This window comes from Nostocoides veronense (assembly GCF_039531185.1).
In the GTDB taxonomy this organism is placed as follows: domain Bacteria; phylum Actinomycetota; class Actinomycetes; order Actinomycetales; family Dermatophilaceae; genus Nostocoides_A; species Nostocoides_A veronense.
The window spans coordinates 13,527-39,478 of record NZ_BAAAPO010000042.1 but is presented as its reverse complement, the minus strand read 5'-3'; the positions used below and the strand labels follow the sequence as shown (position 1 = coordinate 39,478).

Annotated in this window: 29 protein-coding genes; 18 read left to right on the top strand and 11 right to left on the bottom strand. The window is 68.1% G+C overall.

Features of this window, described 5'->3' with window-relative positions:
• Positions 1–147: 147 nt before the first annotated feature.
• The 5 genes from ABD225_RS13110 to ABD225_RS13090 form a co-directional block, all read right to left on the bottom strand.
• Positions 148–1,131, bottom strand: a complete 984-nt coding sequence (locus tag ABD225_RS13110; protein ID WP_344086121.1) for a nitroreductase family protein — start codon at positions 1,129–1,131, stop codon at positions 148–150.
• A complete protein-coding gene (locus ABD225_RS13105; protein ID WP_344086118.1) occupies positions 1,128–2,246 on the bottom strand; it encodes a GNAT family N-acetyltransferase in 1,119 nt (372 codons plus the stop codon). Before ABD225_RS13105 ends, ABD225_RS13110 begins: the two co-directional genes overlap by 4 nt.
• Before the next feature lie 10 nt (positions 2,247–2,256).
• Positions 2,257–2,715, bottom strand: a complete 459-nt coding sequence (locus ABD225_RS13100; protein WP_344086116.1) for a DUF4188 domain-containing protein — start codon at positions 2,713–2,715, stop codon at positions 2,257–2,259.
• Positions 2,712–4,322, bottom strand: a complete 1,611-nt coding sequence (locus tag ABD225_RS13095; protein ID WP_344086113.1) for a phenylacetate--CoA ligase family protein — start codon at positions 4,320–4,322, stop codon at positions 2,712–2,714. The genes ABD225_RS13100 and ABD225_RS13095 overlap by 4 nt, the downstream gene beginning before the upstream one ends.
• Positions 4,323–4,410: 88 nt before the next feature.
• The gene (locus tag ABD225_RS13090) at positions 4,411–5,376 is read right to left on the bottom strand and encodes a hypothetical protein (RefSeq protein WP_344086110.1); all 966 of its coding nucleotides are present in this window, start codon (positions 5,374–5,376) and stop codon (positions 4,411–4,413) included.
• A gap of 158 nt (positions 5,377–5,534) precedes the next feature.
• Between ABD225_RS13090 and ispG the strand changes: the two genes are divergently transcribed.
• The 5 genes from ispG (at position 5,535) to ABD225_RS13065 (ending at position 12,374) form a co-directional block, all read left to right on the top strand.
• On the top strand, positions 5,535–6,695 hold the full coding sequence (gene ispG, locus ABD225_RS13085; protein WP_344086107.1) for a flavodoxin-dependent (E)-4-hydroxy-3-methylbut-2-enyl-diphosphate synthase: 1,161 nt from the start codon (positions 5,535–5,537) through the stop codon (positions 6,693–6,695).
• 107 nt (positions 6,696–6,802) lie between these two features.
• A complete protein-coding gene (locus tag ABD225_RS13080) occupies positions 6,803–7,648 on the top strand; it encodes a GNAT family N-acetyltransferase (RefSeq protein WP_344086104.1) in 846 nt (281 codons plus the stop codon).
• Positions 7,645–10,080, top strand: a complete 2,436-nt coding sequence (locus tag ABD225_RS13075; RefSeq protein ID WP_344086101.1) for a DEAD/DEAH box helicase — start codon at positions 7,645–7,647, stop codon at positions 10,078–10,080. Before ABD225_RS13080 ends, ABD225_RS13075 begins: the two co-directional genes overlap by 4 nt.
• 151 nt (positions 10,081–10,231) lie before the next feature.
• Positions 10,232–11,305 (top strand): alpha/beta hydrolase, encoded by a 1,074-nt coding sequence (locus ABD225_RS13070; protein ID WP_344086098.1) that lies wholly within the window; start codon positions 10,232–10,234, stop codon positions 11,303–11,305.
• A 157-nt stretch (positions 11,306–11,462) separates the two neighbouring features.
• Positions 11,463–12,374, top strand: coding sequence for a helix-turn-helix domain-containing protein (locus tag ABD225_RS13065; RefSeq protein ID WP_344086095.1), 912 nt, complete (start codon positions 11,463–11,465; stop codon positions 12,372–12,374).
• Between the two features lie 94 nt (positions 12,375–12,468).
• Here ABD225_RS13065 and ABD225_RS13060 read toward each other — a convergent pair whose 3' ends face one another.
• Positions 12,469–12,864, bottom strand: coding sequence for a DoxX family protein (locus tag ABD225_RS13060; protein WP_344086092.1), 396 nt, complete (start codon positions 12,862–12,864; stop codon positions 12,469–12,471).
• Positions 12,865–13,017: 153 nt separating this feature from the next.
• On the opposite strand from ABD225_RS13060, the gene ABD225_RS13055 reads away from it, so the two are divergent.
• From ABD225_RS13055 to ABD225_RS13040, 4 genes are all read left to right on the top strand, one after another.
• Positions 13,018–14,781, top strand: a complete 1,764-nt coding sequence (locus ABD225_RS13055; RefSeq protein ID WP_344086089.1) for a proline--tRNA ligase — start codon at positions 13,018–13,020, stop codon at positions 14,779–14,781.
• A 226-nt stretch (positions 14,782–15,007) separates the two neighbouring features.
• Positions 15,008–15,403 (top strand): hypothetical protein, encoded by a 396-nt coding sequence (locus ABD225_RS13050; RefSeq protein WP_344086086.1) that lies wholly within the window; start codon positions 15,008–15,010, stop codon positions 15,401–15,403.
• A gap of 37 nt (positions 15,404–15,440) precedes the next feature.
• Positions 15,441–16,199 carry an HAD family hydrolase gene (locus ABD225_RS13045; protein WP_344086083.1) on the top strand — a complete coding sequence of 253 codons (759 nt, stop codon included), beginning with the start codon at positions 15,441–15,443 and terminating at the stop codon, positions 16,197–16,199.
• A complete protein-coding gene (locus ABD225_RS13040) occupies positions 16,190–16,963 on the top strand; it encodes a TSUP family transporter (RefSeq protein ID WP_344086080.1) in 774 nt (257 codons plus the stop codon). Before ABD225_RS13045 ends, ABD225_RS13040 begins: the two co-directional genes overlap by 10 nt.
• A 5-nt stretch (positions 16,964–16,968) precedes the next feature.
• On the opposite strand, the gene ABD225_RS13035 is transcribed toward ABD225_RS13040, so the two are convergent.
• Together ABD225_RS13035 and ABD225_RS13030 are read right to left on the bottom strand one after the other, a co-directional pair.
• Positions 16,969–17,367, bottom strand: coding sequence for a type II toxin-antitoxin system VapC family toxin (locus tag ABD225_RS13035; protein WP_344086077.1), 399 nt, complete (start codon positions 17,365–17,367; stop codon positions 16,969–16,971).
• Between the two features lie 2 nt (positions 17,368–17,369).
• Positions 17,370–17,606, bottom strand: coding sequence for a type II toxin-antitoxin system Phd/YefM family antitoxin (locus ABD225_RS13030; RefSeq protein WP_344086074.1), 237 nt, complete (start codon positions 17,604–17,606; stop codon positions 17,370–17,372).
• A gap of 104 nt (positions 17,607–17,710) precedes the next feature.
• Here ABD225_RS13030 and ABD225_RS13025 point away from each other — a divergent pair, with 104 nt between their 5' ends.
• The 6 genes from ABD225_RS13025 to ABD225_RS13000 all read left to right on the top strand — a co-directional run bounded on the left by ABD225_RS13025 (position 17,711) and on the right by ABD225_RS13000 (position 21,827).
• The gene (locus ABD225_RS13025) at positions 17,711–19,177 is read left to right on the top strand and encodes a ferredoxin reductase family protein (protein ID WP_344086071.1); all 1,467 of its coding nucleotides are present in this window, start codon (positions 17,711–17,713) and stop codon (positions 19,175–19,177) included.
• A 24-nt stretch (positions 19,178–19,201) separates the two neighbouring features.
• The gene (locus ABD225_RS13020) at positions 19,202–19,795 is read left to right on the top strand and encodes an FMN-binding protein (RefSeq protein ID WP_344086067.1); all 594 of its coding nucleotides are present in this window, start codon (positions 19,202–19,204) and stop codon (positions 19,793–19,795) included.
• Positions 19,792–20,565 carry an FAD:protein FMN transferase gene (locus tag ABD225_RS13015; RefSeq protein ID WP_344086064.1) on the top strand — a complete coding sequence of 258 codons (774 nt, stop codon included), beginning with the start codon at positions 19,792–19,794 and terminating at the stop codon, positions 20,563–20,565. The genes ABD225_RS13020 and ABD225_RS13015 overlap by 4 nt, the downstream gene beginning before the upstream one ends.
• Positions 20,566–20,594: 29 nt before the next feature.
• The gene (locus ABD225_RS13010; RefSeq protein ID WP_344086061.1) at positions 20,595–21,227 is read left to right on the top strand and encodes a hypothetical protein; all 633 of its coding nucleotides are present in this window, start codon (positions 20,595–20,597) and stop codon (positions 21,225–21,227) included.
• A 217-nt stretch (positions 21,228–21,444) separates the two neighbouring features.
• Positions 21,445–21,633: a hypothetical protein gene (locus ABD225_RS13005; protein WP_344086058.1), complete on the top strand. Its 189-nt coding sequence runs from the start codon at positions 21,445–21,447 to the stop codon at positions 21,631–21,633.
• Positions 21,630–21,827 carry a hypothetical protein gene (locus ABD225_RS13000; protein ID WP_344086055.1) on the top strand — a complete coding sequence of 66 codons (198 nt, stop codon included), beginning with the start codon at positions 21,630–21,632 and terminating at the stop codon, positions 21,825–21,827. The genes ABD225_RS13005 and ABD225_RS13000 overlap by 4 nt, the downstream gene beginning before the upstream one ends.
• Before the next feature lie 34 nt (positions 21,828–21,861).
• On the opposite strand, the gene ABD225_RS12995 is transcribed toward ABD225_RS13000, so the two are convergent.
• Genes ABD225_RS12995 through ABD225_RS12985 form a run of 3 tightly spaced genes read right to left on the bottom strand, consistent with a single transcriptional unit; the run spans position 21,862 to position 23,807 of the window.
• Positions 21,862–22,053: a hypothetical protein gene (locus ABD225_RS12995; protein WP_344086052.1), complete on the bottom strand. Its 192-nt coding sequence runs from the start codon at positions 22,051–22,053 to the stop codon at positions 21,862–21,864.
• 6 nt (positions 22,054–22,059) lie between these two features.
• Positions 22,060–22,761, bottom strand: a complete 702-nt coding sequence (msrA, locus tag ABD225_RS12990; protein WP_344086049.1) for a peptide-methionine (S)-S-oxide reductase MsrA — start codon at positions 22,759–22,761, stop codon at positions 22,060–22,062.
• A gap of 44 nt (positions 22,762–22,805) precedes the next feature.
• Positions 22,806–23,807 carry a DUF4439 domain-containing protein gene (locus ABD225_RS12985; protein WP_344086046.1) on the bottom strand — a complete coding sequence of 334 codons (1,002 nt, stop codon included), beginning with the start codon at positions 23,805–23,807 and terminating at the stop codon, positions 22,806–22,808.
• Between the two features lie 108 nt (positions 23,808–23,915).
• Here ABD225_RS12985 and ABD225_RS12980 point away from each other — a divergent pair, with 108 nt between their 5' ends.
• The 3 genes from ABD225_RS12980 to ABD225_RS12970 are packed head-to-tail and all read left to right on the top strand — an operon-like array spanning position 23,916 to position 25,928.
• Complete coding sequence (locus ABD225_RS12980; RefSeq protein ID WP_344086043.1) at positions 23,916–24,425, top strand: ribosome maturation factor RimP; 510 nt, start codon at positions 23,916–23,918, stop codon at positions 24,423–24,425.
• Positions 24,425–25,537, top strand: a complete 1,113-nt coding sequence (gene nusA, locus ABD225_RS12975; protein ID WP_344086040.1) for a transcription termination factor NusA — start codon at positions 24,425–24,427, stop codon at positions 25,535–25,537. Before ABD225_RS12980 ends, nusA begins: the two co-directional genes overlap by 1 nt.
• Before the next feature lies 1 nt (position 25,538).
• Positions 25,539–25,928, top strand: coding sequence for a YlxR family protein (locus ABD225_RS12970; protein WP_344086037.1), 390 nt, complete (start codon positions 25,539–25,541; stop codon positions 25,926–25,928).
• Positions 25,929–25,952 lie beyond the last annotated feature (24 nt).

Here is a 25,952-nt window from a genome sequence, read left to right as displayed (position 1 = left end):
TCGCGGGCCGCAAGCGCATTCTCATGAGCCGTGTTCACGGCAACCTCAGCGTGCGCCCACGCGATGCGCAACTCCTGCACTCGCTGTCGGCGATGTGCGGCGATCACAACCTGGGTCCACGCGTCGCCGCTGTCCTGGTCCGCGAGATCAGCGCTCACGCGCTGCCCTCCTGGCGGAGCGCACCGGCGGGTGGATCGGCCGACCGATCCGGAAGACCGAGAGGGCTCGCCGGTCCGATCCGGGGAGGGCGGCATACACCTTCTCGGCGGTCGTCGGGCAGTCGATGAGTTGGCTGAGCGGGTGCACCGACAGGCCCACGCGACCGGCCGCGAGCCAGGTGCGCAACACCGCGCGCCCCGCCTCGGCGACCGCTGCCGGTTCGGTCGCTGCCGCTGCGGAGGTATGCAGTGCCACGACGCTCCCGATCCCATCCAGTCGGCCCGCCGCCGCGAGCAGCGATGGGCCGCCTAGACGGGACAACGCTCGCCATCCGTTGGGGGACAAGGCAATCCGCAGCGCCCGCGCCTGGATGTCGCTCATGGCGAGGGCCTCGAAGGTCAACCCGTCCTCGGTGTATGCCGGATGCTTCCGGTCCAGGCGCAGCCAGCGCCGCAACTCCTCGACCTGCGCCGGCGTCGAGAAACTCCACCGGTCGGCCTCGGGCAAGAGGACCTCGAGCAGCGCGGGAGGCAGGAGCGATAGGTGGACGTCCTCGCTCAGAGGCGAATCCAGCAGGGCGGCAAGCTCATTGGCGTTGGGCGGCGGGGCGGCATACGGACCCCGCGCCGTGCGCCGGGCCAGCAGGTCCGCAGCCCCGAATTCCCCGTCGCCGCCCGAGGTCCCGACTCGGGTCAGGACGCCCGCGACATGCCGGCGGGCATCGATCGACCACGACATCTCTAGCGCGTGCCTCGTCTCCGAGGCGGCGATGAACACCGACTCCGCGAAGGCTCCCAGCGACAGCCACAGATCGCGGCGGCTCGGATCGGCGACCGTCAGCTCGCACTCGGGGTCCCACCCGAGGATCAACCGGTCACCCTCCGCGGTCAGCCGAGCCGGTTGCGTGTTGTGGGCGCTCGGCGCGCGCTCCCAGACCTCGCGCGCGGCCAGTACGTCGTTGACCCAGCTCATCGGATGTCCTTGCGGTAGAAGGTCGTTCGATGAAGAGGGCGCCCGCCCATCCGTTCATACTGCGCCGCCGAAGCGGCATTCGCATCCTCGACGAAGGTGCTGCGCAAGCGCTGGTAGCCACCAGCCTGCAGGTTGCGGAGCAACTCCTGTGAGAGCAGCGTGAGATAGCCGCGGCCCTGCGCGCTCGGATCGGTGCCCTTGATGATGAGGATCGCGTCCTCGCGGTATCGGCGCTTTGTCGCGAGCAGTGCCACCTGATCCCGCGGCCCGAGCCGCCCGCCCCGAGCCATCATGAAGCGGGACACATCCGGCACGCAGAGCACGAAGGCGACCGTCCGGCCGTGTTGGGTCAGGCGCAGGAAAAGCGATTCGTCGAGGAGGAACGCCAGCCCATCGGTCTGAGCCGCCAGATCATCAGCGGAAATCTGCGTGTAGTACGGCAGGGCAGCGAATGCGCCATTGAGAACGGTCCGCATGGCCTCCAGGTCACGCCCCAGCCGCCAGCGATTCGCCGGCTCCACCCGCAAGCCCTCCGCCGCCAATCGCGCATCGTCGAACCGGAAGACATCCCCGGGATCCAGACCGTCATAGCCCTCGCAGATCCACGTCGCACCCTCGAAACACCTTGTGTAGCCGAGGGATTCATAGGCCTGCGGATAGTTCGGAGGATTCCACGGCGAGTCCATGAAGCCCCGCTCATCAAACCCGGAGGTGATCACGCCCCCGGTTTGATTCGGCAGCAAGGCAACCGGCCCGAGCAGGCTCGTACGGGCCGCCGCGCGGCCGTCGCGTTCCGCTTGACCCAGCAGCGCCCCCAACACCTCGGCATCGGCGAACTCGGTCAGCCCGAACAGTTGCGTGTCCGCCTCGAGGCGGTCGTCCATCGCGGGATTGTGGTGCACACACGTGCGTCCCACGGGTATGCCGTCGCGCAGCGCGAGGTAGTAGGCCACTGGCCCGAAGCGGGCCTGGGGGTGCCGCCCGGTCCACCACGCTCGCAGTTGGGGCTTCAGGATCGGGACATAGTGCTGCGAGCCGTGCAATCGAAGCGGAACCTCAACGAAGGCGTCGAACTGCTCCTCGGTCAGGACGCGGCGAATCTCGATGCGCGACATACGGATCCACTCACACGATCTCGCTCGCCGCGTCGGTCACCGGCTTCGGGCCGGTGTCGTCGGGCAACGGGGTGTAGTTCTCGATGTGTTGCATGACATTCGCCTCGGCCCGCCAAATGCCATTGGTATAGCCATCGGGCTCGGCCGTGAACAGGCGGATATAGCCACCGGTGGCATTCTTGGTGCCCTCGGTGATCCACTGCATCAACTTCCGATGCTCGGGGCTGCGCGCGATCGTCAGCAGGTCCTCGCGGGTCTCGAAATAGGCGATGGTGCCGAGCGTGAACGGCCGCTCCCAATAGACGGTGTGCCAGCAGTAGCCGGGCATACCCTTCATACGCTTCACGAGCTTGCGCCAGGTCCAGGACAGCGTGATCCACGCGCCCAGACCGTTGTATCGAGTCGCCCCGGTGAACATCGCCCCCGATTGCGCGAGGCGCGGCGCTGCCGAGAAGTCGCGGGTTCTCATCCGGCGTCCTTGCGGAAATAGACCTTCTTGATCTTGCTCTGGCCGCCCTCGAAAGGCCCGGTCTCGAAGTCGTGGACCCGGACGCTGATCTGGGTGGAGCTCGGGTCTTCCTCGACCGATTGCCGGAAGTCGCGCGAGACCTTCATCAGGTGCTCGACGATGCCCTTCTCGCAGGCGGCGGCCAATTCCGTCCGGGCCGCTTCGTCGAGATGAACGCCCTCGCGCGTCGCGATATTGACCACCGGCCGGGCATCGAGATCGGCCGTTTCCTCAAGCGTCAGCATGAAAGCCTCGATCTCGGAGGCACGCGAATTGCCTTCGTACAAGCCGTATTCCACGTCCTGCGGATAGATGTTCGCACCCATGAACGACACGGTGGAGTCGGCACGGCCATAGAGCAGCAGCAAGGGCAGTCGCATCCGGTCGATGGCTTGCGCGGCGTCGAAGTCGGCGCGCAGATCGGGGCGCGCCGCGATCAGCCGTTCCAAGTCGGGAAAGGGCAGCAGCTTGGCTTCGTCGCCGATGTTGTAGCGCAATTTCGGGGACAGCACGGTCGTCGAGTTGAGGGTGCACAACAGCTCGTCGTTGTCGTTGACTTCGAGGTAGGTCTCCAGTGGGTTGTACTGGAAGATCATCGGGATCCGCGACTCCGCAGGTCCCAGGATCGCCTCCTTGAAGGCTTCGTCCTTGACGATCTGGTCCCGCAACCACACGGTCACCCGCGACTCGCCGCCGATACCGATCGTCAGGTCGGAGGCGCCATATCCGGACAGCACCCGCTCGAAGCGCTCCTCGCAATAGTCCCGCAGCGCCTCGGTCATGCCTTCGCCGCCGACCATGCCGTAGAGCTTGTAGCTGCCCCAATCGAATCCGATCGAGTCGAGGCGGTCGCGCAGGTCTTTCAAGAAGGGCGGATAGGCCGTGACGAGGTAGTTGTAGTGCGGCCCGAAGTGCGTGATGGTGTCGACGATCTTCTCCAGATCGGGCCCGGTGTTCTTGACCATCGCAATCTTGGCCATCGCGATGCCGGTATTGGTCCCCGTCGCCCAGGCGCCCATCGAATAGGCATTGATGACGAACAGCCGGCGCCGCGGATAGACCTGCGTCGTGAAGCCGGCGACATTGCGATGAATCGTGTCGAGCTCGCGCTTGCCGCGCACCCAGTTGAAGGGCGTGCCGGAGGATCCCGAGGACTCGTCCACGACCGTGCCCACCCGGTCCAGGTGACCGTCCCAGCAGCGCGCCTCCTCCGAGAACTTCTTGACATAGCCGTCCTTGTCGGTCGGCGGATAGCTCGTCAGGTCGAACCAGCGGAACTGAAAGTCGTTGTGCTGCAAGTGTTCTTTGTATGCCGGGACGTCCAGGTAGGCGAACTGGCAGGTCATCCACGCGTGCAGCCGCGCGAAGCTCTCCATCGCCGGGTGGTAGTTCCGCGCGGTCCAGCGCCAGACGGCCGGGTGCACTTTGTAGAGGCCGTATACCTCCGTCAGCGCCCGCGAACTGCCTCGCAGCACCCCACGGCGTATGACGCCCGCCCCCTGTGAGTGCCATGCGGTTGCCGCCAGGCTGCGGCCGCGCGCGGCGATTCCCATCCCCTCGTTGCTCATGCCCGGGACTCTAACGAGCCCTGTCGCGCCGAGGCCTGAGTACCAGAATCCAAAAGTGCGCGACCTCGCGGACCGAGCCGGCCGGGCGTCATACCTGCTGCAGCAGCCGGTCGCGAGCTTCCACCAGCCGCTCGATCTCGACCAGGCTCTGGCCGCGAGTGTCGGACAGCAGCGACATCGAGCGCGACACCAGCGCAGCGGATCGGCGCGCACCGTCGAGCGCTTCCTTGATCTTTCCGCGCACTGACAGGTCGGTGAAAATGTTGTCGAACCACACATCGAGCGTTCGCAGGCCATTGGATAGCGACAGATCGGGCACCGGCACATCCCCGACATCGGCACTCTCGCGGCGGAAGCGCTCAATCGATGCGGCGGCGCGCGAGAGCAGCGCGGAGGCGTCGTCGATCTTGTCGCGCTTGATGGCGCTGGACAGCATCCCGCCGCCGAGGAAAGTGTCATAGGTGCTCCACCCGTCGGCCGAGCCGAGAACCTTCAGCGCGGCGTCGAGATCGCGGGCCGCGCCATCGCCGGCCGCCAGCGCCTCGTCGAGTTCACGCAGCCGCGACCGCGCCGCGGCGAGCCGCTGGGTGATCGCGAAGAGGTCCCGGCCGCCATCGCGGCCCAGTTCGCTGGCCTCCATGCTGTATGCCGCGACCGCCGCGTCATACGTCTGGCTCACGTCCCCGAGGGCGATCCGGCGGCGCCGGACGTCGCTGAGTTGCTCGGTGAGGCGATCGCGATCGCGCACGGCGGCGTCATACGCGATGGATGCGGCGTCGCGCTCGGCGCGCTCGCGCTCCAGATCGCCGAGGCGCGAGCCGCGGATGGAGCCGAAGAGGCGCGAGAGGCTGACGCCTTCGAGGCGCTCGACATCCGCGCTCTCACTGGCAAGCTGCCGGGCCCTCGCCTCGACCGCCGCACCCGCCCTGGCGACCTCGGCGCCCAGGGTCGCGACGAGACCATCGAGGCGGAAGGCTTCGTGCTTGCCCTGCATGGCCGCTTCCAGAGCGGCTCGGCTGGCCAGCGGGGCGCCGTCGGCGAGCTGGGTGGGCATGGTGGCAGGCTGGTCGGCGAACGTCATACCCCTCCGACGCCGAAAGTGCCTGGGTGGTTGCCAGGACGGCCCGCTGATCCGCACCCCGCCGTGGCACCCCGTCGTACCCCTCGCCGCCGACCCGGTCCCCGGGCGATGGTGGGGGATAATCGCTTCTTGTGAGTGTTTCCCTCGGTCTGCCCGCCTTGCCCCCGCCCGTGCTGTCGCCCCGGAAGAAGACGCGCAAGATCCGGGTCGGGAAGGTCGAAGTCGGGGGTGATGCGCCGATCAGCGTGCAGTCGATGACGACGACGCTGACCTCGGATGTCAACGCCACCCTGCAGCAGATCGCCGAGTTGACGGCCGCCGGCTGCGACATCGTGCGCGTCGCCTGCCCGAGCCAGGATGACGCCGACGCGCTGCCGGCCATCGCCCGCAAGAGCCAGATCCCGGTCATCGCCGACATCCACTTCCAGCCGAAGTATGTCTATGCCGCGATCGACGCCGGCTGCGCCGCGGTGCGCGTCAACCCCGGCAATATCCGCCAGTTCGACGACCAGGTCGCCGAGATCGCCAAGCGAGCCAAGGCCGCCGGAACCAGCATCCGGATCGGCGTCAACGCCGGGTCTCTCGACAAGCGCTTGCTGGAGAAGTACGGCAAGGCGACTCCGGAAGCGCTCGTCGAGTCGGCCGTCTGGGAAGCCAGCCTCTTTGAGGAGCACGACTTCCACGACTTCAAGATTTCGGTCAAGCACAACGACCCGGTCGTCATGGTCCGCGCCTACCAAATGCTCTCCGAACGCGGTGATTGGCCGTTGCACCTTGGCGTCACCGAGGCCGGCCCGGCCTTCCAGGGCACGATCAAATCCGCGACGGCCTTCGGCGCCCTGCTGTCCCAAGGCATCGGCGACACCATCCGCGTCTCGCTCAGCGCTCCTCCGGTCGAGGAGGTCAAGGTCGGCATCCAGATCCTGCAGTCGCTCAACCTGCGCCCCCGCAAGCTCGAAATCGTCTCTTGCCCCAGCTGCGGCCGGGCCCAGGTCGATGTCTACAAACTGGCCGAAGAGGTCACCGCGGGACTCGAGGGCATGACTGTCCCGCTGCGCGTCGCCGTCATGGGCTGCGTCGTCAACGGCCCCGGCGAGGCCCGCGAGGCCGATCTCGGTGTCGCGTCCGGCAATGGCAAGGGCCAGATCTTCGTCAAGGGCGAGGTCATCAAGACCGTCCCCGAATCCCAGATCGTCGAGACGCTCATCGAAGAGGCCATGCGCCTGGCCGAGGAGATGGGCGAGCCGCTAGACGACAGCGAGGCGGGCGCGCCGACGGTCTCGGTGGGCTGAGCCGCGCGAGGGATCGCTGGGGAGGGAACGGCATACTCCCGGCGCCGCAGGCGATTTGGGCACCCCAATCCGTGACGGGGGCGCCCGGACACGGCAGGCTAGGGTCCGTGCTGCGCACTCGGACGCCCATTCGGGTTCTGGGCGCCTCCGATATGGGGGCGGCCATGGACCTGTGCGCGCGCAATCCGGCCGACAACTGCTTCGTCGCCGCCCGGCTGATCGAGGGCGGGCTGACCGGTCCCGGATCGCATGTGGTGGGGGTGTATGACGGGGCGGAACTGGTCTCCATGTGCTTCGCCGGCGCCAATGTCGTGCCCGTCGAGACCACCCCGCGCACGCGCAGCGCGATCGCCGACCGCGTGCGCAAATGGCACCGGCGAGCGGCCTCCTTCCTCGGCCCGGCCGAGCAGGTGCTGCCCCTGTGGGAATTGTGCGAGGTCGGCTGGGGGGCCGTGCGGGACGTGCGCTCGCCGCAGCCGCATCTCGCGACGACCCGGCCGCCATCGCAGGTCGGGGTCACCGCCGATCCGCGGGTGCGCCTCGCGCGGCTCGATGAGGCCGATTTGGTGCTGCCCGCCGCTGAGCACATGTTCACCCAAGAGATCGGCTACCCGCCCTATCGCGGCAACCCGCGCAGCTACCGCACCTTGTTGGAGAAGCTCATCGATCGCCGACATACCTATGTGATCGTCGAACGGGGCCAGGTGATCTTCAAGGCAGATTTGGGGTCCGTCGCGCTCGGTTGCGCCCAGATTCAGGGCGTGTGGGTGCACCCCGAGCGCCGGGGCGAGGGGCTGGGGACCGCCGCAATGGCCGGAGTAGTCGAGAATGTTCTACACGACGTGGCCCCAATGGCGACGCTCTATGTCAATCACTACAACTTGGCGGCGCGAGCCACCTACGAACGGATCGGTATGCAGCAAATCGGCACCTTCGCCACGGTGCTCCTGTGAGCGGGGACAAGAAGCCTCGCTGGAGCACGGCCAAAAAGGCCCAGGCGAAGAAAACGAGCACCGATTCCGCGAAGGCCCGCCGCAGCGGGGTCGAGGCACCGAGGCTGAAGAAACCACGCTGGGTGGACGGCTCGCCCGCCCGCCCCACCTCGGCGGACAAGGGTCGCCCTTCGCGCTTCACTCGCGAGGAGTCCGCGCCGACCCGCAGCAGCCGGTATGACGACCGGCCCGCCCGCAGCCGCGACGATCGGTCCCGCGGCGATCGCCCGTCATATGGGGGCCGGGATGATCGGCGTCCGGCCTACCGGGATCGCGACGAGCGCCCGAGCTATCGGGATCGTGACGATCGGCCCCGCGGCGATCGCCCGTCATATGGCGGCCGGGATGATCGGCGTCCGGCCTACCGGGACCGCGACGACCGGCCGAGCTATCGGGATCGTGAGGACCGAGGCCGGGGTGAGCGGCCCGCATACCGTGACCGCGACGAGCGACCCGCCTACCGCGATCGGCAAGACCGCCCGAGCTATGGCAGCCGGGACAACCGCGGTAGTGGTGACCGTCCCGCCTACCGTGACGACCGGCGCCCGGCCTACCGGGACCGGGACGATCGAGCGCCTGCTCGAGACCGCGATGATCGCCGGCCGAGCTATCGCGACCGGGACGAACGGCCCAGCTATCGCGACGACCGCGGAACAGGCGACCGCGCGGCATACCAGCGCCGCGACGACCGGCGCCCGAGCTATCGAGATCGGGACGACCGCCCGCGCTATCGCGAACGCGACGGCGGCAACCGGGACAGGGGCAGCCGGGATGATCGGCCGGCATACCGGGACCGCGACGAGCGTCGCCCGAGCTATCGCGACCGCGATGGCGGGTCGCGCGACGACCGGCCGGCATACCGGGACCGCGACGAGCGTCGCCCGAGCTATCGCGACCGCGATGGCGGGTCGCGCGACGACCGGCCCGCATACCGCGACCGCGACGAGCGAGGTGGGTATGACGCGCGGCCCCCGCGCCGGCCGATCGGCCGCTATTCCGACGGGCCGCACCACGAGCCGCGACCGGTCCGCGAGGACCGCACGCGTGGGCAGTGGACGCCCGAGACGATCGCCGCCCCCGCGCCGGCCCCGGCTGCCGCGGAGCACGACGGGCCCAGTTTCAGCGAGCTCGGTCTGCCGGACGCGATCGTCAACGCGCTCGCCGCCCGGGGCATCCGCACGGCCTTCCCGATCCAGGCGGCGACGATCCCCGACGCCCTCGCGGCCAAGGATCTGCTCGGCCGCGGCCAGACCGGGTCCGGCAAGACGATGGCCTTCGGGCTGCCGACGCTGGCCCGGCTGAGCCAGGGCCAGACCACGCCGAACCGGCCGCGCGCGATCGTTCTGGTGCCGACGCGCGAGTTGGCGCTGCAAGTGTCCGATGCGCTCGAGCCGATCTCCCGCGCGGTCGGAGTCAGCCAGAAGGTCGTGGCCGGCGGTATGCCGTATCCACCGCAATTGACCGCGCTCGATCGCGGGGTCGACCTCGTCGTCGCCACGCCCGGCCGGTTGCAGGACCTCATCGAACGCGGCGCCGCGATCCTGGACAATGTCGAGATCGTCGTCCTCGACGAGGCCGACCACATGGCCGACCTCGGCTTCCTGCCGGAAGTCACCGAGATCATGGATCTGGTCCCCGAGGGCGGCCAGCGGCTGCTCTTCTCGGCGACGCTCGATAAGGGCATCGACGACCTCGCGGCCAAATATCTCGTCGACCCGGTCACCCACTCCACGGACGATCCGACCGCCGCGGTGAGCACAATGGAGCACCGGGTGCTGCTGATCGAGCCGAATATGAAGAAGACGTTGACGGCTCAGATCAGTGGCAAGCCTGGCAAGACGCTGATCTTCGTGCGCACCCAGCTCGGGGCCGACCGAGTGGCAAGTCAGTTGCGAGAGAGCGGGATTCTGGCCGGCCCAATCCACGGTGGCCTGAACCAGTCGGTGCGCAACAAGGTGCTTGAAGCCTTCAAGGACGGTCGTCTGGAGGTGCTCGTCGCGACCGATGTCGCGGCCCGCGGCATCCACGTCGACGATGTCTCGCTCGTGGTGCAGGTCGACCCGCCGGCCGACCACAAGACCTATGTGCACCGCGCTGGCCGCACCGCCCGCGCCGGCTCGGCGGGCTCGGTCGTCACCCTCGCGCTCCCGCACCAGCGGCGGGCGATGGAGAAGATCATCGACGAGGTCGCCCTCTCGATCAGCCCCGAAAAGCTGGACGCCCGCTCGGCGGCCGCCGAGGGTGTCGAGCCCACCCGCGGTCCCGTGCCGGAGGAGGTATGGCAGTCGATCATCGCCCCGCGCCCGAACCGCGGTCGTCGTGGTCCCGGCCGGCCCCGGCCCGATGGTGCCCGCCGCCCCCGCCACGACGGCCCTCGCCGCCCGCGCTACTGATTCACGGATCTATCAACCGACCTACCGCCTGGTATTGGCTGTGATCACGGCCAATACCAGGCGGTAGCGCGATCGATAGCGGCGGTGCATTCGAGAGGATGGGGCCGCGTCACCTCGGGGTGGCGCGGCACGAAAGAGAGGCAGCACGCCGATGACCGGTTTCACCCCGACACGGGCAGAACGATTGCAGCGCAAGGCTTTTGAGGCTCTGCTCGCCTTGCCCGACCGGCTGCGTCGGCGGGCCGACCTCAAGCCGCGGATCGTCGACGGCCATCGACTCGACCCGGATACGCATATCGGCCTCGCGATCATGTCCAAACTCCCGCAGCCAGAGTTCGACGAACTGCCTGTCCCTGAGGCACGCCGGGCACTCGCCCTGGAGTCGTGGATGTTCTCGGGCTCAGAACGCCGGGTCGCGAGCACGACGGAGCTGCAGATCCCCGGCCCGGGCGGTCCGATCCCCGCGCGCCTCTATAAGCCCTTCCGTCCCGCGGGGCAGACCGGCCCGCTGCCGCTGCTCATCTACTTCCACGGCGGCGGCTGGGTGCTCGGCGATATCGACACGCACGACCCGGGCTGCCGCTTCCTCGCCACGCATGCCGAGGTCGCTGTGCTCAATGTCGGCTATCGCCTCGCGCCCGAGCACCGCTTCCCAGCGGCCGTCGACGACGCCGTGGCGTCCTTCCGCTGGGCGCACGAACACGCCGCTGATCTCGACATCGACGCCGGCCGGATCGCCGTTGGCGGCGACAGCGCCGGAGGCAATCTGGCGGCGGTCGTCTCCCAGGTGACCACGCGCGAGGGGGGTGCCCGGCCGGCATACCAACTGCTCGGGGTGCCCGTCACCCACATCGGCGCCCAGACGCGCTCCCGCGAGCTGTTCGCCGAGGGCTACTTCCTGACCAAGGACAATATGGATTGGTATGAGGCGCACTATCTCGGCCCAGATGGTGACCCCAGCGATGTGCGCGCTTCGCCGCTGCTCGCCGAGGACTTCCGTGGCCTACCGCCGGCCTATGTCGCCGTGGCAGGCTTCGATGTGCTGCGCGACGAGGGCATCGCGTATGCCGGGAAGTTGCGCGCCGCGGGCGTGCCCGTCACCCTGCGCGTCCACGAGGATGCGGTGCACCCGATGCTGACGATGCTCGCCGCGCCGCTGGGCCAGCGGGTGCTCGCCGAAACCGCCGCCGCCCTGCGCGCCGCCCTCGCTGCTGACCCGCTCTAAACACCGAGCGGACCTAAACACCGAGCTACCGCCTGGTATTGGCGGTGATCACGACCAATACCAGGCGGTAGGCCAGTCGTTAGCGGGCGGCGGCACGGCCACGAGCTGCGCAAGCTCGATCAAGTTTCCCGGGTCGGACGCGCCCATGCTGGGTCGTATGACGCACCACGAGGACACCTTCGGCGCCTTTGTCGAGGTGCTGGCCGACGGCCTGGACCGCGACTGGGATGGCGGCGAGTTCGCTCACCGTTTGCATCTCTCGCGCTACCACCTGGACCGGATCGTCAGCTCCGTGGCCGGTGAGCCGCCGCAGACCCTGCGTCGCCGCATCCTGCTGGAGCGTGCGGCATACCGGCTCATCTCGACCGACCGCAGCATCCTCGATGTGGCGACCGAGGCGGGCTATGGCTCGCATGAAGCATTCACGCGGGCGTTCCGCCGGGCCTTCGGCGACCCGCCGGCCCGCTGGCGCCGTCACCCCGACTCCATTCGGATCGCCGCACCTGGCGATGTCCACTTCCACCCACCCGGCGGCCTCCGGTTGCCGACAACCCGAAAGGTCACTGCCATGGATCTGTTGACGCGCATGGTCGAACACCACATTTGGCTCGTCTCCGAAATGATCGAGGTCGCCGCCCGCTTGGAGGATTCGGCGCTCGATCTGCAGATCGAACTGTCCGTCGATGACGACGAGCAAACGATTCGCAGCCTGCTCTCGCGCCTGGTCGGTCAGATGGGGATGTGGAATGCCGCACTGGCCAATCGCGAGTATGACTGGTCGGTCGAGGAGCACGAATCGGTCACCTCGCTGCGCCGACGACTCGCCGAGGAAGGCCCGGCCTTCCTGACCGCGGTGCGGGCGGCCATTGATGATCAGCGGCTCGACGACACCTTCGTCGACGCCCTGTGCGAGCCCGCCGAAGTGTTCACTTATGGCGGCATGATCGCCCACGTTCTGACCTTTGCGGCGCACCGGCGCACGCTGGTCGCCCTGGCGCTGAAATCGGCCGGCGAGGGCGACCTGGGCTGGGGCGATCCGATGCGCTGGGTCGCCGAGGCGCCCGCCTGAGGCCCCCCTTCCGAACCCTTGCTAGCAATAGTTGGTCAACTGTGAGCACCTTGCACAGTGCGCACAGTTGACTAACGTGTGCTGACTTTGGCCACTAGACCCGGCCGGCCGCCCGCAGCGCGGTCTTGATCATCGGCAGTTGCATCGGCAACCGCGCGAGCGTGCCGGCAAAGGCGGCATTCGAAGCATTGCCCGCCACGCGCTGGGCCCGCTTGCCGTGGTCGACACTCATCTGCACATTGGCGGGGAAGACCGCGACGAGCAGCGCCGCGCTAGCCAGACCGGCGGCCTTGCGGGTACGCGGGTGCAGCAACCCAGCGGCGCACGCCAGCTCGGCGACGCCTGAGACGTAGACGAGTTCGCGCTTGCGCGGCAACATCTTTGGCACGATGCCCTCGAAATGCTGCGGTCGCACAAAGTGCGTCACGCCCGAGGTGGCGAAGAGCGCCGCGAGCGCGGCGATGTCCTTGGTCAACGGTGCGGGAGCCATGCCGCCACGCTACGCGCCGACGTCGACGTCTGCGCGGTGAGGGCCCCGACGCGCGAGCCAGCTCCGGAGGCGGCTCGGGGTAATGGAGTCGAGTGGGCTTGGCTCCGCTCGTTATCCTTGAGCGGTTGCCCACCCCCAGCCAGGAGAACCCCTGTGGCCATGCGTATGTCGTCCCTGTTCCTGCGAACCCTTCGCGAGAACCCGGCGGACGCGGAGGTGCCGAGCCACCAACTGCTCGTGCGCGCGGGCTACATCCGGCGCGTCAGCCCCGGCATCTACACGTGGCTGCCGCTTGGGCTGAAGGTCCTCAAGCGCGTAGAGACGATCGTGCGCGAAGAGATGGACGCGATCGGCGCGCAGGAATTGCTCTTCCCGGCGCTGCTGCCGCGTGAGCCCTACGAAGCGACCGGCCGCTGGACTGAATACGGCCCCAACGTTTTTCGCCTCAAGGACCGCAAGGATGGCGACTACCTCCTCGGCCCGACGCACGAGGAGATGTTCACGCTCGCGGTCAAGGACATGTTCTCTTCGTACAAGGATCTGCCGGTCTCGCTCTACCAAATCCAGATCAAGTACCGCGACGAGGCCCGCCCGCGCGCTGGCATCCTGCGGGGCCGCGAGTTCATCATGAAGGACTCCTACTCCTTCGATATCGACGAGGCGGGGCTCGACAAGAGCTACCAGCTGCATCGCGACGCCTATGTCCGCATTTTCGACCGCCTCGGCTTCCATTACGTCATCGTCCAGGCTATGGCCGGCGCCATGGGCGGTTCCAAGAGCGAGGAGTTCCTCGCGACCGCCGAAAACGGCGAGGACACCTATGTCCGCTGCGCCAATTGTGGGTATGCCGCGAATGTCGAGGCCGTGCGCGTCCCCGCCCCCGAGCCGGTGTCGTATGCGGACCTGCCGGCCGCCCACGCCGAGGACACTCCCGATACTCCGACCATCGAAACCCTTGTCGCGCATCTCAATTCGGCCTTCCCGCGCGAGGACCGAGAGTGGACGGCTGGCGACACGCTCAAGAATGTCATCGTCATGCTCGTCCACCCGGACGGCACCCGCGAGCCGTTGGCGATCGGTGTTCCCGGCGACCGCGAGGTCGATGAAAAGCGGCTTGCCGCCCAGGTCGAGCCGGCCGTCGTCGAGGCCTTCGATGAGGCGGCCTTCGCGGCGAATCCGGCGCTGGTCAAGGGCTATATCGGCCCGGGCGCGCTGGGCGCCGAGGGCAGCGCCAAGGTCCGCTACCTCCTCGACCCGCGGGTTGCGGAGGGCACCTCGTGGGTGACCGGCGCCAACGAACAGGGCCGCCACGTCATCGGGCTCGTCGCCGGCCGCGACTTCACCGCCGATGGGACGATCGAGGCCGCTGACGTCCGACCCGGCGACGCTTGCCCGTCGTGCAGCGAGGGCTTGGAGTCCGCGCGCGGCATCGAGATGGGCCACATCTTCCAGCTCGGCCGCAAATATGCCGAGGCGCTCGACCTGAAGGTCCTGGACGAGAACGGCAAGCTCCAGACGGTGATCATGGGCTCCTATGGCGTCGGTGTCTCGCGCGCCGTCGCTTGCATCGCCGAGGGCAATCACGACGACTTCGGTTTGGTCTGGCCGCGCAATATCAGCCCGGCAGATGTCCACATCGTCGCGGCCGGCAAGGATGACACGATCCTGACCTATGGCGAGGAACTCACCCGCGCACTGCAGGCCGAAGGCATCGAGGTGCTTTTCGACGATCGCAAGCAGGCCAGCCCCGGTGTGAAGTTCAAGGACGCCGAACTGATCGGCATCCCGACGATCGTCGTGGTCGGCAAGGGCCTGGCCGAGGGCACCATCGAGATCAAGGACCGACGCTCCGGGGAGCGTCGCTCGGTCAGCACCACCGACGCTCTCGCCCAGATCCGGGCCGAGATCGCGCGCTGACGCGAGCGGCTAGCTACGGCCGGCCAGCGCGTAAGCAATCCGTAAGGCCACGACCTGGGTCGACGGCGGGTCGACCAGAGCCTTCACCTGGAGCGGCGGCCTCCTAAAGACTCTGCCTGGCGGTGATGGCTCGTCAGCGAACGCCATCAACGACGCCGGCGTCGTCGCCGGCCAAGCGGGGCTGGGCAAGGATCCAGATCGAGCAGTCATCTTCCGATCCGGCACCGTGACCTACCTTCCCGTCGGCGTCGGGTCGACAGCGACGGATATCAACGGGATCGGGCACGTAGTCGGCAGCCGGAAGGTCGCGGGCGGTTATCTCGCCGGATTCTTCTGGAATGGCTCCTTGGCCCGGACCTTGCGCGCGCCGAACGAACTCAATCCGCAGGCGGTGGCGGTCAACGCGGACGACGTCATCGTCGGGAACAGCGAGTTCCAATACGGCAGGTACGACGCCCATGCCCTCTTGTGGTCCTCGCCCGGCGAGCTCCCATCAACTCTGCCCCGACTCAGCGAATGGCCCGTGGCGGCGGCCGATATCAACGATGCGGGTGTCGTTGTCGGCTCGGAGACGAGCTACGCGACCGGATATCCCCAAAGTCGCGCTGTCATCTGGCGCTGACCGCGGCCGGCCGCCCCCGCGGCTCTACAGTTGCGGCGTGACGCAAGACCGAGGCGCGATCGAGGCCGTCATCTTCGACTGGGGCGGCACGCTGACGCCGTGGCACGAGGTCGACCTCGGCGAGCAGTGGCGGGTGTACGCGCGGGAGGTGCACGGCATCCCCCTGGACTCGGCGGACGTGCCCGAGGCGGACCTCGCCGCGGCACACGAGTTGGCCGAGCGGGTCCTCGCGGCCGAAGCCACAGCGTGGGCCCGTGGGCGCTCAGAGCATTCGAGCGCCCATCTCGAGGCGATCCTGCGCGACGCCGGCGCCGATCCGGAGCACGACCGGCACCTGCTGGCGCTCGCGGCATACCGGCGCTTCTGGGAGCCGCACACGGTCACTGACCCGCAGGTGCGCCCGTTGTGGGAAGGCTTGCGGGACAGAGGTATTCGTGTCGGAGTCCTGTCCAACACGATCTGGACGCGGGACTACCATCGCGAGATCTTCGCCCGGGACGGCGTGCTCGAACTGCTCGACGGGGACGTCTATTCCTCGGAGATCCACGTCGTCAAACCACATGCCGAGGCGTTTGAGGGGGCGCTTGCCGCCGTCGGCGCGCGACCGGAGCGATCGGTCTATGTCGGCGACCGGCTCTTCGAGGACGTCTGGGGACCGCAACAGATCGGGATGCGCGCGATCTGGATCCCGCACTCGGACCTGCCGCAGGTCCAGCGCGTGGCCGTCGACGCGACTCCCGACGCGACCGTGCAGCAACTCCTGGACATCCTCCAGGTGGTGGATGCGTGGCGCTGAATGACGCGCCAATCGAGGTATGGCTCGGACTCGCGGCGCTCGGCGCAGGCTGGGTGGATGCCGTCGTCGGCGGCGGCGGGCTGATCCAGATCCCGGCACTGCTGATCGGTGTGCCTGGAGCGAGCCCGGCACAGGTGTTGGCGACCAACAAACTCTCCTCGATCACCGGCACCCTGAGCAGTTCGATCACCTACTTCCGCCGGGTGCGACCCGACCTGCGCACTGCCCTTCCCATGGCCATCGTTGCCTGCGCGGGCGCTATCGGCGGCGCCTTCATCGGCGTGCATATCCCCAAAGCCGCCTTCACCCCCATCGTGCTCGTGATGCTCCTTCTCGTCGGTGCATACACCCTCCTCAAGCCCGATCTCGGATCGGTGACTGCCTTGCGGCACAGCGGCATTCGGCATACTGCCCTTGCCATGATGACGGGCCTGCTCATCGGCGTCTATGACGGGGCCCTCGGCCCGGGCACCGGCTCATTCCTCGTCTTCGCCATCGTCGGCCTGCTCGGCTATGCCTTCCTCGAAGCCACCGCGAAGGCCAAGATCGTCAACCTCGCGACCAATATCGGCGCCCTCGCGGTCTTCATCCCGGGTGGCCACGTGATGTGGCGGGTCGGCCTCATCATGGCCGGCTGCAATCTCATCGGGGGGTATGTCGGCGCCCGCACCGCCGTCGCCCGAGGATCCGGCTTCGTGCGCGCCGTCTTCATCGCCGTCGTCGTCGCGTTCGTGCTCCGCCTGGGCTACGACATCCTCACCTGATCGCGTTATGTCCGCGCGTCTCGAACGCCGACCAGCCCCAGGCCGAGCAAGGTTGCATCGGAGGTCAGGAGCGTGAGGCCGATGCTGGCGGATTGCGCGAGCAGCATTCGATCGAAGGGATCATGCCGGGCAAGCTGTGGAAAGTCCGTCAGCCGCGCCGCGGCCTCCGCGTCCAGAGGAAGCTCCCTCAGTCCCGCCCGTTCACACGCCTCCGCGAAATCGGGGAGAGGGGCCAGTTTGCCCAACATCGTTTTGATCGAGATCTCGACCACGGAAACCGCTGAATAGCAAGCGATCTCAGCAGCTTGGATCAGCAGGCGGCTGCCTTGACCAAGACGAGGGCTGTCCATCAATACCCATAGGGCGGCATTGGTGTCCAGGAGGAGTCGACGGGGCGCGCTCACGATCACACGCCTAGGAAGAGCTGCTGAATGTCATCGTCTGTGCCGTCAAAGATCGCTGGGTCGACCGAGCGCTGACTCCACCCGTCAACACCGAAGCACACGATGTCGGCGTGGTGAATCACCAGGTCCACCACCGGCTTCCCTGCGCGAGCGATCGTCACCTGCTCCCCGGCAAGCACGGCCTCGATGAGCCGTGACAGCTGTGTTTTGGCCTCGTGCACATTGACTTGGACGGTCATGGACTAAGTCTAGCCAAGTCCGGGCGCACCCCTGGGAAATTCACGTAGGTGCGGCATGGGGCCGTCACAGGCTCCCCACAGGGAGCGGCCCGAGTTTTCTCGGTATGACAGCGACCGCCGCCCCCGCGCACCTCGCCACCGTGGTCGACGAGCCCGTCCAGTGGGTCGGCGCGAGTGCCGGCAGCCCGCGACCGGCCGCGCCAGCACCAGCCTCGGTGCGGCATACGCCGGCGTGGTGGCGCGACACCTCGGGAGCCGCGCTCTGGGCGCTGCTCCTCGGCGTCACCGCGCTGTGGGTGCACGGCAGCGGGTTGCAGGATGTTGGCACGATCGCCGGATTCCTCACCAGCTTCGGCCGGCTGACCGGCCTGGTCGCCTCGGCCCTGCTGCTGGTCCAGGTCTTCCTCATGGCGCGCATCCCGTGGTTCGAAAGGGCTTGGGGCCAAGACGAACTCGTGCGCAGTCATCGCCTCATCGGGTTCACATCCTTCAACCTGATGCTGGCTCACATCTTCTTGATCACCCTCGGCTATGCCGCCGCCTCGAAGGCCGGGCTGTGGGCCACGATCGTCGACTTCACCGTCAACTACCCGGGCATGCTGCTCGCGATCGCCGGAACGCTCTGCCTCGTGATGATCGTCGTCACCTCGATCCGCGCCGCGCGCGCCCGGCTGCGCTACGAGTCCTGGCACCTGATCCACCTCTACGGCTATCTCGGGGCTGGCCTCGCGCTCCCGCACCAGTTGTGGACCGGGCAGGAGTTCCTGTCCTCGAAGGCCGCGACGATCTTTTGGTGGAGCTTGTATGCCGTCACCCTCGCCGCCGTGCTCATCTGGCGCGTCGCTGTGCCCCTGGTGCGCTCCCGCCGCGCTGCCCTGCACGTCGTCGACGTCCGCGCTGAGGCGGCGGATGTCACCACCGTGACCCTGCAGGGCCGGGGCTCGCACCGGCTCAAGGCCCAAGGCGGCCAGTTCTTCAACTGGCGCTTCCAGGACGGGGCCGGCTGGACGCGCGCCAACCCCTACTCGCTATCGGCGGCGCCCCTCGACGACACGATGCGGATCACGGTCAAGCACCTCGGCGATGGCAGCGCCCGCCTCGCCCAGCTGCCGATCGGCACCAAAGCGCACATCGAGGGGCCATATGGCCGCCTGCACCCCGGCGTCCGCACGCGCTCCAAGGTCTTGCTGCTCGGGGCTGGCATCGGTATCACGCCGCTGCGCGCCATCCTTGAATCGCTCCCCGCGAACGTCGGCCAGGTGACGGTTGTTCATCGGGTCAGCGACCGTCGCGAGACGGTGCTCGGATCGGAGATCGAGCAGCTGACGCAGGAGCGGGGCGGCCGCTACCTCGTCCTGGACGGGCACCGGATCCCCGGACGTGACTCCTGGCTCCCCGCCAGTGTCGCCGCCCTCGGCGATGTCGAGGCCCTGCGTCGCCTGGTCCCGGATGTCACTGAGCACGACGTTTTCATCTGCGGCTCCGGGCCGTGGATGGCCGCCGCCGAGAAGGCCGTTCGGGAGGCGGGCGTGCCGCAGGACGCCATTCACATCGAACACTTCGCCTACTAATACGCTCCCAGGAGAAGACCCACCATGCGCCGAATCACGCTCTGGCTGCTCAGCACACTGAGCGCTATCGTCCTGCTCTTCAGTTATCCCACGTCGCGTAACGCCGACACGGCAACCGCCGCCGTCGCGCCGACCGACGCGAACGCGACGACCGACGCGAACGCGACGACCGACGCGAACGCGACGACCGACGCCGCGTCGTCCGCAGCAACCCAAGACACAACCGCTGCGGCGTCGAGCGCGCAGGACGCGACAACCCAGTCCTCCAGTGAGCCGCCCACAAGCAGTAGCGCGTCGAGCTCGACCTCGTCCAGCACCTCCAAGACGAGTGGGTCGGGGGCCACGACCTACGCGGGTGACGCGGTCATGACCCGCTGGGGTCTGGTGCAGGTCCAAATCACCGTTGCCGATGGCAAGATCACGAAATCCGATGTGCTGCAGATCCCATGGGACAACCCCCGCGATCAGCAGATCAACTCGTATGCCGTGCCGATCCTCAACCAGGAGGCCGTCACCGCCCAAAGTGCGAGCATCGACATGATCTCGGGCGCCACGGTGACCTCGGTCGGGTACACCCAGTCGCTGCAGTCGGCGATCGACCAGGCGCACCTGGCATGACCGCGATCACCGCCCCGCTGGCCCTTCGACCGATCATCGAGCGCCGGGCCTTCGTCGAGATCATCATGGGTATGCCGATCTCCTTGCACATCAAGGCAATTGATGTTCAGCGAGCCGACATCGAACAGGCCGCGGCGAATGTCTTTGCGACCTTGCGCAAGGTCGACGACCTCTTCAGTCTGTGGCGCAGCGATAGCGAACTGAGCTTGCTGCAAGCGGGCGCGGTGATCGCGGGCGAGGCCCACGAGTGGCAGGCCGAGATTGTCGACCTATGCCTGGAGGCCGAAGAGCGCACCGGTGGCCTGTTCACCGCCTGGCGCAACCACGAGGGTGCGCGGCCGGCATACGACCCCACCGGCCTCGTCAAAGGCTGGGCGGTTGAGCAGGCGGCCGCCATGCTGCGTGTCGTGCCCGGAATCTCGTTCTGCCTCAACGCCGGTGGGGACATGGTGATCGGCCATGGCCCCGGTATGCGAGGCGTCGCGCCGGCCTGGACGATCGGGATCGAAGACCCGCGCCAGCCTGATGCCATCGCCGCCACCGTCGAGGTCGTCGAGGGCGCCGTCGCGACCTCCGGCAGTCGCGCCCGCGGCGCGCACATCACCGATCCCCGCACCGGGGCAGTCGTATGCCGCGACGGCAGCGCCACGGTCGTCGGCCCAAGCCTGGTGTGGGCCGATGTCTGGGCCACGGCGGCCTTTGTCGATCCCACGTGGGCGCGGGAACTGATAGCGGGGGAGGCCTCCGCATACTCCCTGACCGTCCTGTGAGTTCCGTTGCCGCGGTGTAGTTTTGCGCGATGCGGGGGAGAGGGATCGCGGCGCTGATGCTGCTCGCCCTGGCCCTCGGGCCGGGGACGAGTTGGCTCAACCACCAGGACACTCGGTGGGCTCAGGCGGTCAGTGCCGCCCTCGGCACGGGCTGGGCGTGGGCGGTGGCGGCGGTGCTCGCGGGCTGGCTGGTCACCCCGCGCGCCGGCGGTCGTCTGCGCTGGGCGGCGCTGGGCGGCGCGGGGGTCCTGGTCCTTGCCGTGCTCGGCTACTACGCGAGCGACTACGCCTACGACAGAAGTTCCTCGTCCGTCTCCTCGCAGCAGCTCCCGCCGGGTATGCCGATTCCAGACCCCCTCGCCACGGCGTGGGCCGACGCGCGGTTCTGGCTGATGGGGGCGCTGCTCACGGGCCCAGCCTTGGGTGTGCTGGGTGCGCTCACGCGGCGGAACGGGCGCACGGCTTTGCTGGCCGCGCTCGCGGTGCCGCTGCTCCCGATCGCCGAACTGACGATGCTGGTTCACACGGCGGCGCCGCAGACCGCGCAGGATCGGTTCGGCTTGCGCGTGCGCATCGTGACCCTGGCGCTCGCCCTCGTCTGGCTCATCACGGTTCCCATCGTGCAGCGGGCCCGGGAGGCAAAGTCACCGCGTCACCCCTGATCTCGCGATCGCGGATTCTCTCCCACCCGGTGGCCGTCTGCAGCCGGGGTAGGTAGCACTGCGTCTTCTTCCGCGTGGACTACGTATGCCGCCGTCGGGATTTACGCAGGCGTGACCTGGCCGTTGCCCAATCTGCCCTCCGGGTAGCCGGATTGGATTGACAGACTGCCTAGCACCGCAGTCGAACAGGACGACTGCTGACGAGGAGGGCAAGACCATGACTGCCGAAACGGGTTTGGCTGTAACCGCATTGATCGCCGCCTTGTATGGCGTGGGCTTCGCGGTGCTGCCGAAGTTCGTGGACTGGCCGCGTTCCAGCCGCGTCTACACGATGGGCGGTGCGGCGCTCGTTGCCGCTGCTGGGCTCCTCCTCGTCCTCATTCCGTGGATGGGAGATCGGGCATGAGCAAGGAACAGAGTCGAGTGATCGTCGCGACCCTGGCCATCATCTATGGCCTGGGCGTCGCCTTCGGGCAGAACCTGATCGACAACGAGACCTTCTGGAAGGCGTGGCTTATGGTCGGCGCCTTCGTGGTCGGCGGTGCCTGGCTGGTGTTGATGGTGCTGCCCCGCGGCCGACGCGAAGTCGAATCCAGCTAACGTCTTCGTGCCCGCGGGCGGCTGGACCGAGGCGTCAGCGGGGACGGTCGCTAGCCACCATGGGCTGGAAGCCTGGGCAACTCAGCACCGGCAGGCGCGGATAGCGGGGGAAGCGTTCGTCCCTCGCGGCCAGTCCGCAGCGCAGGTAGATCGTGCCCTTGTTCGTTGGCCGGACCAGCGCGTGGGCGCACTCGGCACAGAAGCCTGCCTGGATTGTGTAATCCACTGCCCGTCAGGCGGATTCGCTCGGCGGCTCGATGTCGACTTGCGGCGGCAAGTCCGCGACGCCCACCGGGCAGCTGAGACCATTCGGGCCGTGATTGCAGTAGCCCGCAGGGTTCTTGTGGAGGTACTGCTGGTGGTAGTCCTCGGCATACCAAAAGGTCCCGGCCTCGGCGGCGGGCCGCTCCTCGGTCGTAATGTCGCCGGCGCCGGCCTTGATCAGCTCGCCCTGGAAAGCGGCGTGCGTGCGTCGCACCGCGGCCTCCTGGCCGGGGGTGGTCCAGTAGATCGCCGAGCGGTACTGCGTGCCGATGTCATTGCCCTGGCGGTTGGCCGTCGTCGGGTCGTGGTTCTCCCAGAAGGCTTTCAGGATCTGACCAGCGGAAATGCGCGCGGGATCATAGGCCACGAGGACCGCTTCGGTGTGGCCGGTCTGCCCGGTGCACGTCTCCTCATAGCTGGGGTTCGGGGTGTAGCCGCCCATATAGCCGGCAGCGGTGGTCACGACGCCGGGCAGGCGATACATGATCCGCTCGGCGCCCCAGAAGCAGCCCATCGCGACATAGATCACCTCGGTGCCTTCCGGCCACGGGCCCGCAAGCGGGGCGCCCAACACGGCGTGTGTCTCGGGCACCGTGAAGGCCGGGGTCGAACGTCCCGGCAGCGCGTCCTGCGCGGTCGGCATGGGCTTGGGGTGGCGGCCGAAGATCATGCTTCATTCAAGCCCAGTCCGGGCCGTCACATTCCGTTCGACGATTAGGCGAGACCCGGGAAGGCCGACCACGGCGCGCCCCACTCGGCGTCGAGGGCAGCCGATTCCCAGAGCCAGCCGGCGCTGGCGAGCGCGGTCTTGGGGTCGGCTGTGCCCTCGGGAAGCGTTGCGCCGCAAGCGGTTACGAGACCAGCGGTCAGGTGGCGGATCAGCCGGCGGGCGGTGCTGTCGTCGCTCACGCTCAAGGGCAGGGTGTATGCGGAGGGCGTCGCCGGGGCGGAATCCGCCAGTTGTCCTTCGAGGACGCTGACCCAACCCCGGACGGTCTGCAAGCTCGCGATCGCCCGCTTTCGGGTCGCGCCTCCGCTGCGCGCCGCGGCCACTTCGATGCCATAGACCGCCTCGCGAGCCGCCGCAAGCAGCGTGAGCGCAGCGGCTAGCGGGAGCCTTCCGGGGTGCAGCGCCATCTGCGTCGCGTTGCTGTCCAAGGTCTGGCGCAGCAGGTCCCAGGAGACCGTCATGGCTGCCAGGGTCGGACGCAGGGCGGGCGCGGCGCCGGGAAGCACCTCCTGGGCGGCGCTTGAGGCCACCAGTGCCAAGCCCACCGGATCGGGCTTCGTCGGATCGGTCGTCGTGGCTCTGGTCGAGGGAGAACCCGAGCCCGAGGCGCCGGGCGTGGTGGAAGTCGACGACGAGCCAGCCGACGCCGACGTGGTGGACGAGGGGGCCGTGCGGTCGATTTCCGAGGGGGTCGGTGCCGCCAAGATATCCGCCGGGACCCCGCCTTGACGCAGGGCGCTGTCCAGCACCTCGACCTGGCGGGCCAGCCCGGCGGCATACTCGGCGGGCACGGCGGCGCGCAGCGACTGCATGTGGTGCAGCAGGGCGACCAGGTTCGCCTCCTGAGGGATCGGAGTGCGCTCCGGGATCAGCGGAACGTGTGGCGCGTCCTCCTCCAAGCGAATCCCGCACCCGCTCAACAGGATTGCGCTGCCGGTCGCCACGACGCTCCAGCGCAGCGCGATGCGTCGGGACGGGGATGGCATGGGCCGATGATGTCACGAGGGCCACCGCACGCTCGGGCACCCTCGCGGCCCGTCACGCGTTCTCGCGTAGAGTTGGCAATCCACAACTGAAGGAGAGGAGTCGGCCATATGCCCGCCAATGACCGCGTTCGCGAGGTTGTCGCCGCGGCGCTGACCGACCCGCAGATCTCCCTCGATGACGTCGATTTCAGCGCCGCGGGAAAGCGCGACCTTGTGCGCATCACCCTCGACCGGCGCCCGAGCGCCGATCCGGACGGCTGGGTCGACCAGCCGACACCCGCCGTTACTTTGGACGACATTGCCGATCTCTCCCGTGCCATCAGCGACGCGCTGGATCGCGACGAACCCTTCGGCGGGGCGGCATACGTCCTGGAAGTGGGCTCGCCCGGCGTCGGGCGGCCGCTGCGCTCACCGGAACAGTTCCAACGCAATGTCGGACGCCTGGTCAAAATCACCCGGGGTGGCGCCGAAACCACGGGCCGCATCCGGCGTGCCGGCCCTGACGCCGTCATCATCGCCGTGGGGGAGCCCGCGGTCGAGGAGACGATCGCGTATGCCGGGATCGAGCGGGCCAGCATCGTCGTGGAGTTCACAAGCATCGAGGAAAAGGACGACTGATGGACATCGATCCGGCAACCCTGAGGGCCTTGGAGCAGGAGCGGGGCATCTCGATGGATGTGCTCGTGCCCGCCCTCGAAAAGGCGATGCTCTCTGCATACGAGCGCACCGACGGCCACCACCGCCACGCGCGGGCCGAACTCAACCGCAAGACCGGCCATGTGACGATCTGGGCGCAGGAAGAGTTCGAGATTCCCGAATCCGAGCTGCCGCCGGAGCCGGAGCCTGAGGAGGGGGAGGAGCCGCGCCCGCGCCGCCCGCGCTATGAGCTCGGCCCCGAATTCGACCACACACCAGCGGATTTCGGCCGAGTCGCCGCCGCCACCGCGCGGCATGTCATCCTCTCGCGCCTGCGGGAGGTCGAGGACGAGCAGATCCTCGGCGAGTTCAAGGGCCGCGAGGGCGATATCGTCGCCGGCGTCATCCAGCAAAGCCCCAACCCGCGGCATGTCACGGTCAGCTTCGGCAGCGTTGAAGGCATCCTGCCGGCGGCCGAGCAGGTGCCGGGGGAGAGTTACAAGCACGGCGAGCGGATCCGCTGTTATGTCGTCTCCGCCAAGCGTGGCCTGCGCGGCCCGCAGATCGATCTCTCTCGCACCCATCCCGGCCTGGTGCGCAAGCTCTTCGCGCTGGAGGTGCCCGAGGTCGCCAATGGCTCGGTCGAGATCGTTGAACTGGCGCGCGAGGCCGGTCACCGCAGCAAGATGGCGGTCCGCGCGACCGTGCCCGGCCTGAACGCCAAGGGCGCGTGCATCGGGCCGATGGGGGCCCGGGTGCGCGCCGTCATGGCCGAGCTTGGTGGCGAGAAGATCGACATCGTCGACTATTCCGACGATCCGGCCGAGTTCGTCGCCGCGGCTTTGTCCCCGTCGCGCGTGCAGAGCGTCACGATCGTCGATCGGGCCTCAAAATCGGCCCGCGTCGTCGTGCCCGACTATCAACTGAGCCTGGCCATCGGCCGCGAAGGCCAAAACGCCCGGCTCGCCGCGCGACTGACCGGCTGGCGCATCGACATCGTGCCGGACATCGAGAGCCCGAGCGCCGGTGGAGCCACCCGCCCGAGCCACTCGAGCGCTCCGCCCCGGGAGTCTCGCCGCCCCGGCACCCGCTAGAATGGGTGGAACCGATCGGACTGGACTGCGTCCGCCGGCCGTCGCACCACGCACGGGCCCGACCCGAACGTGCGTCGGCTGCCGTCAGACGGATAGCCGATCGGTCCTTCTGCGCATCGTTGCGGGAGTGGACGAGCAGGGTCACCCGGCCCTGATCCCCGATCCCGCCGGTCGCCTCCCCGGGCGCGGCGCCTGGCTTCACCCGGGATTCGACTGTCTGGCGTTGGCCATGAAAAGGCGAGCCTTCCCGCGCGCGCTCCGCATCAGCGAGCCGCTGGGAGAGCAGCGCGTCACGGCATACCTCCGGGAGCGGGACGCAGAAGGCAACCTGACCGAACAAGACCGAAAGCGGGTTCACCGCGATGAGCAACCGATGAGCACTCAGAAATGAGTTCCCCCCGGCTGTGAATGGTCC